Below are 8,238 nucleotides of genomic sequence, written 5' to 3'. Positions count from 1 at the left end.
GATTAAAGCAAAAATAATAATTGTTACTAAAAGTAAAAGTTTAAAAGATAATGATTTAAAAAATTTATTCTTCATAGTAAAAATTATATCCAAAATAAGTTTAACCATTATTAATTTTTTGATTGTCAATAATACTTTACAAAACAATATTAAATATGCTAAACTTAATAAAATAAAAAAAAGAGTATGTTATGCTAATAAATGATAATTTAACTGTTTCATCAATTTATCAACAAATTGCTCAAAAAAAAGCAGAGCTTGCAAATCTTGACAAAGAAGATTTAACAAAATCTTTTTATGAAAAGAGTGATTCAGTTAACTTAACAAATAGCAAAAATTATGATGAGGAAGATTATCAAAGAGTTTTAGATAAATTTGAAAATCTTGATTCAAAAACTAGGTCACATGAGCAATTGCATGCATCTCTTGCACATACAAAGGGTGCGATTTCTTATAACTATCAAATGGGACCTGATGGAAAATTATATGCTACAGGTGGTCATGTAAGACTTGATACTTCCATACCAAAAGATGCGGCTGCAGCAATTGCAAAGTTGGATAAGCTTCAAAAAGCTTCAGCTGCACCAGATGGATTAAGTAGTGCAGATGCTTCAATAGCAAGAGCTGCAAATTTAAATAAAATGCTTCTTTTAAGCAAAGAACAAGGAGTAGAAAATGCGAATTGATAACAGTATGAACCTAAATGCAATGGTTGCAACACAAGCACAAGTTACACAAAATGCACAAACAATTGCAGATGTAGCAAATGTAGTAGCTGATCCTCAAAATCAAGAAGTAACTCAAGATTTAATTGATGCTATTACTTCACAAATTCCAAATACAATAGCATACAGCGCAAATGCAAATGCAATACAAACACAAAATGAAACTTCAAGTATGTTATTAAATATAAAGGCATAAAGAATGGATAAAATAAATATAGTTTGTCCTCACTGTTTAAAAGTAAATAAGATTCCTAAAAAGGATTCATATATAAAAGCAAACTGTGGGGAGTGTAAAAACTCTTTATTAGATACAACACCTATTGAATTAACACAAAAAACATTCGATCATGTTGTAGTAAATTCTGATATTCCAGTTATAATTGATTTTTGGGCACCTTGGTGTGGACCATGTAAAATGATGACTCCAATTTTTAATGAAGTTTCAAACAAATATGCTTTAAAAGCATTATTTGTAAAAGTAAATACAGAAATAGAACAAACATTAGCTTCAAAGTTTCTAATTAAATCAATTCCAACAATTGCTATATTTAAAGAAGGCAATGAAATAAAAAGAGTTAATGGTGCATTAGATCCATTAAAACTCTCTAGCTTAGTAAATGAAAATCTATAAGTTTAAAACTTATAGATTAAATTAAGACCAAAGATATCTAAACCACTATTATCATCATCTAAATTTGCATTTGATATATGATTATATCTTAAAGTAGTCGATAAATGTTTGTTTATGTTATAACCAAATACAACACTCTCTTTAAATTGAAAGTTCATTCCAAAATTTCTATGTTCAAAAGACTTATTACTTAAATAAGCAACTCCTAAAGCACCTTGAATAAAAAACTGCTTATTAAAATCATAAGTTATAACTGGCTGAAAGCTTGTAATATATAGTTCATCACTAGTATTTGTAGAATCCATATAATCAAATGCAAACTCTAAAGATATAGGAAGATTAAAAAGTTTATAATTTGTATCTTTTATCAAAGAAACATTATAAATATTTGAATCATAACTAGTAGTTGAATATCCAATACCTACTTTATCAAAAGAAAATAAGTAAGATGCACTTAATAGTAAGAGTATCAGAAGTTTTTTCATTTGTTCTCCTTATATAAAATAATTATTTAATATAATATAATTTATTTTAAATTACTCTTTATAAGGTCACAAAATTGTTCTAATTCATTTTCATTGAATACTTTTATCCCATTTTGTCTTAAAAGTTTAACAGTTACACCCTCTGCTTCTTTTAATACAGAACTAAAAGTTCCATCATAAATTTTATTATTTCCACATGAGGGAGAGTTTGATTTTAATATGGCAATTTTTATGCTATTTTTTTTACAATAAGATAAAGTATTTAAAGCACCTTGATTAAACATGTAAGTTACATCTAAGCCATTAGTTGTAATAACTTTTTCTTTAATTATTTCAGCAGGAGCTCTTGGAGTTGTTAAGCCTCCACTAAGCTCTGGGCAAATAGAAAAAACATTAAACTCATTTATAATTTTTAAAAAGAGTTCTTTGTTTTTTATAGAAGAACTTGAACTTTTTCCATCATACCTTACCTCTTCACCTAAAAGACAAGAAGAAATTAATATATTCAATATTAGTCCTGTTTATTATTGTCTAAGAACTCTTTTTGGAAAAATGTAGAAGTTTGAATATTATTAAATGCAGCTTTCATTGAAATAAACATTTGAGGATTCTCTTCTTCCATTTGTTCTAACAATTTTTTTGTTTTTTCTCTTGCATGAGGCATTTTAATATCAAATCTCATTGCTGGACAAGCTTCATCTCCAATTACACTAATCTCATTTGATTGGGCAAATGCTCTTAGTTGTCTCTCTCTACAAAAAATAAGTGGTCTAATAACTTCTAAACCATTTTCTGCTTGATATATTGGTGGCATTGATCTTAAAGCACCATTATATAAGAAGTTCATAAAAAATGACTCCATTGCATCATCTAAATGGTGCCCTAAAGCTAATTTATTATATCCTTGCTCTTGTGCTGTTGTATATAAGTACCCTCTTCTCATTCTTGAAAAAAATGAACAAAAAGATGAATTTTTTCTAATTTTTTCACCAGCAATTTCAAAAATTTCAGTATCTACTATTTCATGTTCAATTTCATATTTTTTACAGTGATCTGATAAAAATTGTATTTGCTCACCCATTCCATAAGTTACAGTTACAGCTTTAAATTCAAATTTAAAAGGTGCAACTCTTTGTAGATGTTTTAATGCATGAAGAAGAGTTGTAGAGTCTTTACCTCCACTAAATCCAACCAATACCTTATCACCTTCTTTAATTAAGCCATACTCTGCATTAGTTTTACCAACAAGTTTTGAAATTTTTTTACTTAATTCTACCAATTTAAATTTCCTATCTATTCAATTTTTTCGCAATTATATCAAAAAGTTTAAAAAATGAAATAAAATAGATTTAATTTATAAAAGTATTTAGAAATATAATAAGTCCACTACCTAAAAAGGTAGTAGATTTATTATAAGTATAAAGCAGCTAACCAACCAAATAAAATTAGTGGTATATTATAATGTATAAATGTAGGAACAACACTATCCCAAATATGATCATGCTGTCCATCTACTCCCAAACCAGATGTGGGTCCAAGTGTTGAGTCAGATGCTGGGCTTCCTGCATCACCTAAGGCTGCAGCTGTTCCTACTAAAACAGCAACTGCTAAAGGAGAAAAGCCAAACTGCATTGCTAAAGGAACATAAATTACTGCAATAATTGGAATAGTTGAAAAAGATGAGCCAATTCCCATAGTAACAAGTAATCCAACAACTAACATAAATAGTGCAGCTAAAGATTTATTATCACCAATTACAGAAGAGATAGATGTAACTAAACTTTCAATTCCTTGCGTTGCTTTCATAACTTCTGCAAAGCCAGAAGCTGCAATCATTATAAAACCAATCATTGCCATCATGTGAACACCTTTAGTAAATACATCTTGTGTTTCATCTACTTTTATAACTCCTCCTATCATAAAAATTATAAAACCAACAAGAGAACCAACAATAATTGAGTTAGTATATAATTGCAAAGATAAAGCTGCAACAATAGCAACTAAAGCAGTAAAAATATATGAAACTTTCATCTCTTGATTCTCAGGTTCAATATCTTTTATTTTTTTAATAGAGTAATCTCTTGGCTTTTTATATGTAAAAAATATTGCAACTAAAAGTCCTAAAAACATACCAGAAACAGGAATTGCCATAATTAAAGGAAGTTGCTCAACTGCAATAGTAGCTCCATTTTCAACAAGATTTTTATGTAAAATATTATTTAGAAATATTCCTCCAAAACCAACAGGAAGTAGCATATAAGTTGCTGTTAAGCCAAATGTTAAAACACAAGCAATTAATCTTCTATCGATTTTATATTCTGCAAAAACATGTAATAAAGGAGGAATCAAAATAGGAATAAAAGCAATATGAACAGGAATTAAGTTTTGAGATGAAACAGAAGCTAATAAGATTAAAGTTAATAAAATAGCCTTAAACCATATAATCTCTTTCCTAGTTGCATCACTTTTCATTTTTGAAATTATTTTTTTTGCAAGTAAATCAGTTATTCCTGATTTAGAAATAGCCACTGCAAATGCCCCAAGCATTGCATAATTAAGTGCAATACTTGCACCTCCACCAAGACCACTACTAAAAGCATCAATTGTATCAAGTAAAGATAAACCTGAAACTAAACCTCCAATAATAGCACTAAAAATTAAAGCAATAACTACATTGATTCTAAATAGACTCAAAGCAATCATAAGTAGTACTGCAACAACAACGGGATTAAACATAGTGTTCCTTGTGTAAGTATTTTATTTAGTTATTTAAAATAGATAAATAACACATTAAATGTAAATTAATTACTTTTTATTATATTGTTTTTTTATTTAATATTGAGATAAGAGAAGAGAGTTTTACTCTAATTTTAGGTTAAAACAATATAATTTTATCTTCAAAATTATTTAAGAGAGCTGAATTTATGACAAAAGAAGAAGAACAAGAATTTATTGAAAAGATTAAAGAAACAATTATGCCATATGCTCAAAATATGACAGAAGAACAAATAAAAAGTTTAGTACAAACTGTACAAAATCAAAATCAAAGTTTACCATCAGGTTTTGCAGATATGCTATTAGAGCAAATTAGGTTTTTAAAATATGGTAAAGAGAGTTAACTCTTTTTATCTACTTTTACTACAATTTTAAATAAAAATAATATAATTCCAGTCTTAAATTATACTAAATAATAAGGTAAACCAATGAATAGTTATCTTAAAACAATAACAGCACTTACTATATGTGCATTTATTAGTGGTTGTGCAGCTACTAATACACCAACAAACAATAATATAAAAGATACTACTAAACAAGAACAGTATCAAGAAAAAACCAATAAAAAAATAGAAAATAAAGAACAAATTGATAAAAAAGAAAAAAAAGAGCAAGAAATTAAAAGTGCAGAAAAAGAACAAAAAGAGGAACAGGTCAAAATTATAAAACAGATTGTAAAAAAAATTATAATTAAAAAACCTGTTATAAAAGACTCTATGATTGTAATAGGTACAGCTGAAAAAGTTTATATTCCATCTTCAGATATATTATTAAAAGCAAAAATAGATACAGGTGCAACAACATCATCAATGCATGCTTTAAATATAAAAGAGTTTGAAAGAGATGGAAATAAATGGATAAAGTTTGATTTACAAGATAAAGATGGAAATTTAATAAATAAAAATCTTCCACTACATAGAATCGTAAAAATAAAACGACATGGCACAAAAAATCAAAAAAGATATGTTGTGCAAATGAAAATAAATCTTGCTAATATTAGCCAACTTGTTGAAGTATCACTAACAAACAGAAGTAAATTTACATATCCTGTATTAATTGGGAAAAACTATTTAAATGGTCTATTTTTAGTCGATGTTTCAAAAAAATATATAACTAAACCTAAAATGAGTAAAAATGAAATCAAAAAATAATATAATCATCTTTTCATTTCTTTTAATTCTTGCAGCCTTGTCTCTTATGACATACAAAATCAAATATCTTAATTTTCCTTTATTCCAAGATGAAACGGTTAATATTTGGAATATTGAAGCAAAAATTACTTTTAATGCAAGAAAAGAGCAAAGTGCTTCTATTTCTATGACTTTACCATCAAAACAAGATGGATTAATGATTATAAATGAAGAGTCAAGTTCTGCAAACTTTGGATACTCAAATAGTTTCATAAATGGTTTAAAAAAAGGAAATTGGACAAAAAGAGAAGTTCAAGGTGAACAAGTACTATACTATTCAATTGATGTAATTAAAGATCCTTTTTTTAAAGCAGAACAAAAAGATGAGATAGATGAAGAGATTTTTAGAAAAGAGGTATCAACTGCATTTGTACAAGCTTCAACTTCATTATTAAACAGTATTTATGAAAAAAGTGCAAATGGTGTTAGTTTTACATCACTGTTGATAAAAGAGTTTAACTTAAAAGAACCATCTCAAGCAACAACAATGATAAAAAACAACTTTATGAAAACAAATAAACAAAAAAGAGATACTTTAGTTCAATTAATAGATAAAATGGGATATAAAGTAAGAACAATTGGAGCATTATATTTAAAAGATAGACAAAGAAATATTGAATTAACTCCAATGCTTGAAGTTTTTTATAAAGATAAATGGCATTTATTTGATATAAACAAAGGCGAAATATCAAAAAACAGTAATATTTTTATTTGGCAAAGGGGTTCTCAGTATTTATTAGATGCAGAAGGAGTTAGAAATTCAGATGTTAGATTTTCTGTAACAAAAAATATTGTTCCAGCTAGAAGTGCAGCATTATCAAAAGATGTAAAAAACCAAAATACACTATTAGACTTTTCATTGTTTGTACTACCTAATGAAGCTCAAAATACATTTAAACTACTTTTACTTGTACCTCTTGGTGCATTAGTGGTAGTAATTATGCGAGTTTTTATAGGAATTAAAACATCAGGAACATTTATGCCTATTTTGTTGTCAATGGCATTTATTGAAACTCAACTTCTTCCTGGTATTTTGATGTTTATTTTAGTAGTTACCATTGGACTTATTGTAAGGTCATACTTATCTTATTTAAATCTTTTATTAGTAGCAAGGATATCTGCTGTACTAATTGTAGTTGTAGGAATTATGGCATTTGTTGCTATATTATCACAAAAATTAGGACTTCAGTATGCTACAAGCATTACATTTTTCCCAATCATCATTTTAGCTTGGACAATAGAAAGAATGTCTATTATTTGGGAAGAAGATGGACCTAAAGAGGTTCTTTTACAAGGAGGTGGCTCACTACTTGTATCAATTCTAGCATTTTTTGCAATGACAAATAGTGTACTTAGCTTTATTACATTTAATTTTCCTGAGGTTTTATTAGCTGTACTTGGAATAATTATACTACTTGGAAGATATAGTGGATATAGATTAAGTGAACTTTATAGATTTAAATCAATGGTTGATTAAGATGATATTTGCAAACCCTTTTAAGCTAAAAGAACTTGGTATACTAGGTATGAATAATAGAAATATCAACTATATAGGTAAGTTAAACAAAAGAAAAAACTTTCCTTTAGTTGATGATAAGTTAAAAACTAAACAAATTGCACAAGAACATAATATTGCAGTGCCTGAATTATTAGGTTTTATAGAGTATCAAGTACAAATTGATAATTTTAAACACTATATAAAAGATGAAAATGGATTTGTTATCAAACCAGCACAAGGAAGTGGTGGAAAAGGAATTTTAGTTATAGTAAAAACTATTGGAAATAAGTTTATTAAGCCAAATGGAGTTGAAGTTGGATACTCTGATATTAAAAGACACATTTCAAATATATTAAGTGGACTTTACTCGCTTGGTGGGAAAAATGATGTGGCAGTTTTTGAAAAACTTGTAGAGTTTGATAATGTATTTGATGGTTTTAGTTTTGAGGGAGTTCCTGATGTTAGAGTTGTTGTTTATAAAGGTTATCCCGCTCTTGCTATGATGAGATTATCTACTTCAAATAGTGATGGAAAAGCAAATCTTCATCAAGGTGCGGTAGGCGTTGGTATTGATATTAAAACAGGAAAAGCTTTAAATGCAGTTCAGTTTGATAGACCCGTACAAGTTCATCCTGATACACAAAAACCTCTAAAAGAGTTAAAAGTTCCTTTTTGGGATGATATACTACTTCTTGCTTCAAAATGCTATGATATGACTAATATGGGTTATTTAGGTGCTGATATTGTAATTGATAAAAATAAAGGTCCATTAGTTTTAGAACTTAATGCAAGACCAGGTTTAGCTATACAAATAGCAAATGGTATTGGTGCTCAAACAAGATTTAAAAAAATTGATGAAGTTAAATATAAAGAGTCTGCCCCAGAAAAAAGAGTACTTTTTTCTAAGACAAACTTCTAAAAGTAAGAATTAAAT

Annotated in this window: 12 protein-coding genes; 8 read left to right on the top strand and 4 right to left on the bottom strand. The window is 27.6% G+C overall.

What is annotated here, in order from left to right:
* From ACTCCZ_RS09410 to trxC, 4 genes are all read left to right on the top strand, one after another.
* The coding region (locus ACTCCZ_RS09410) for a hypothetical protein (protein ID WP_463187284.1) at positions 1-205 on the top strand (205 nt) is incomplete at its 5' end.
* Complete coding sequence (locus tag ACTCCZ_RS09405; RefSeq protein WP_079577909.1) at positions 192-686, top strand: putative metalloprotease CJM1_0395 family protein; 495 nt, start codon at positions 192-194, stop codon at positions 684-686. The genes ACTCCZ_RS09410 and ACTCCZ_RS09405, both read left to right, overlap by 14 nt.
* Positions 676-921 carry a hypothetical protein gene (locus ACTCCZ_RS09400; RefSeq protein WP_079577908.1) on the top strand — a complete coding sequence of 82 codons (246 nt, stop codon included), beginning with the start codon at positions 676-678 and terminating at the stop codon, positions 919-921. The genes ACTCCZ_RS09405 and ACTCCZ_RS09400 overlap by 11 nt, the downstream gene beginning before the upstream one ends.
* Before the next feature lie 3 nt (positions 922-924).
* A complete protein-coding gene (gene trxC / locus ACTCCZ_RS09395; RefSeq protein ID WP_196778258.1) occupies positions 925-1,356 on the top strand; it encodes a thioredoxin TrxC in 432 nt (143 codons plus the stop codon).
* A 2-nt stretch (positions 1,357-1,358) separates the two neighbouring features.
* Here trxC and ACTCCZ_RS09390 read toward each other — a convergent pair whose 3' ends face one another.
* The 4 genes from ACTCCZ_RS09390 to ACTCCZ_RS09375 form a co-directional block, all read right to left on the bottom strand.
* Positions 1,359-1,841, bottom strand: coding sequence for an acyloxyacyl hydrolase (locus tag ACTCCZ_RS09390; RefSeq protein WP_079577907.1), 483 nt, complete (start codon positions 1,839-1,841; stop codon positions 1,359-1,361).
* Positions 1,842-1,882: 41 nt separating this feature from the next.
* Positions 1,883-2,350 (bottom strand): 2-thiouracil desulfurase family protein, encoded by a 468-nt coding sequence (locus ACTCCZ_RS09385; protein ID WP_079577906.1) that lies wholly within the window; start codon positions 2,348-2,350, stop codon positions 1,883-1,885.
* A 2-nt stretch (positions 2,351-2,352) separates the two neighbouring features.
* The gene (locus ACTCCZ_RS09380) at positions 2,353-3,120 is read right to left on the bottom strand and encodes a tRNA 2-thiocytidine biosynthesis TtcA family protein (protein WP_079577905.1); all 768 of its coding nucleotides are present in this window, start codon (positions 3,118-3,120) and stop codon (positions 2,353-2,355) included.
* Positions 3,121-3,251: 131 nt separating this feature from the next.
* Positions 3,252-4,577 (bottom strand): Na+/H+ antiporter family protein, encoded by a 1,326-nt coding sequence (locus tag ACTCCZ_RS09375; RefSeq protein ID WP_079577904.1) that lies wholly within the window; start codon positions 4,575-4,577, stop codon positions 3,252-3,254.
* A 188-nt stretch (positions 4,578-4,765) separates the two neighbouring features.
* Here ACTCCZ_RS09375 and ACTCCZ_RS09370 point away from each other — a divergent pair, with 188 nt between their 5' ends.
* The 4 genes from ACTCCZ_RS09370 (at position 4,766) to ACTCCZ_RS09355 (ending at position 8,223) form a co-directional block, all read left to right on the top strand.
* Positions 4,766-4,960 carry a hypothetical protein gene (locus ACTCCZ_RS09370; protein ID WP_079577903.1) on the top strand — a complete coding sequence of 65 codons (195 nt, stop codon included), beginning with the start codon at positions 4,766-4,768 and terminating at the stop codon, positions 4,958-4,960.
* An 84-nt stretch (positions 4,961-5,044) separates the two neighbouring features.
* On the top strand, positions 5,045-5,767 hold the full coding sequence (locus ACTCCZ_RS09365; RefSeq protein ID WP_079577902.1) for an ATP-dependent zinc protease family protein: 723 nt from the start codon (positions 5,045-5,047) through the stop codon (positions 5,765-5,767).
* The gene (locus ACTCCZ_RS09360) at positions 5,751-7,283 is read left to right on the top strand and encodes a UUP1 family membrane protein (protein ID WP_079577901.1); all 1,533 of its coding nucleotides are present in this window, start codon (positions 5,751-5,753) and stop codon (positions 7,281-7,283) included. The genes ACTCCZ_RS09365 and ACTCCZ_RS09360 overlap by 17 nt, the downstream gene beginning before the upstream one ends.
* A complete protein-coding gene (locus tag ACTCCZ_RS09355) occupies positions 7,249-8,223 on the top strand; it encodes an alpha-L-glutamate ligase-like protein (protein WP_228145305.1) in 975 nt (324 codons plus the stop codon). Before ACTCCZ_RS09360 ends, ACTCCZ_RS09355 begins: the two co-directional genes overlap by 35 nt.
* The last annotated feature ends 15 nt before the right edge of the window (positions 8,224-8,238 follow it).

The sequence above is a fragment of the Malaciobacter sp. genome, assembly GCF_055140965.1.
Note: the sequence above shows the minus strand (reverse complement) of the source record. Positions and strands in the feature narration are given on the sequence as shown.